Annotated in this window: 1 protein-coding gene; it reads right to left on the minus strand. The window is 38.1% G+C overall.

Annotation, left to right across the window (positions count from 1 at the left end; genetic code table 11):
- Positions 1-368 (minus strand): 30S ribosomal protein S13 (gene rpsM, locus RM529_RS17820; RefSeq protein ID WP_311486071.1); only part of this gene is annotated, 368 nt, incomplete at its 3' end.
- Positions 369-412 lie beyond the last annotated feature (44 nt).

The raw sequence follows: 412 nt of genomic DNA on the forward strand, positions 1-412 counted from the left end.
GTCGCTTTTTTCTTGTTAGCAACTGTTTTTCTTCTACCTTTTCTGGTTCTTGAGTTGTTTTTGGTTCTTTGACCTCTTAGAGGTAAACCAGATCTATGCCTGATCCCTCTGTAACTTCCAATATCCATTAGACGTTTGATACTCAACTGAACCTCAGTACGTAATTCTCCTTCGATTTGATAATTACCTACGGCTTCTCGAATACGACCAATCTCTTCATCGTCCCAATCTGAAACCTTTTTACTCTCATCTACTTTGGCCTCTTTCAGGATACTCTGAGCCCTGCTTTTACCAATTCCGAAGATATAGGTTAATGCTATAACTCCTCGCTTTTGTTTAGGTATATCAACCCCTGCAATTCTTGCCATAATTAGCCTTGTCTTTGTTTAAATCTAGGATTCTTTTTGTTAAT

The sequence above is a fragment of the Autumnicola edwardsiae genome (assembly GCF_031846505.1).
GTDB lineage: Bacteria > Bacteroidota > Bacteroidia > Flavobacteriales > Flavobacteriaceae > Autumnicola > Autumnicola edwardsiae.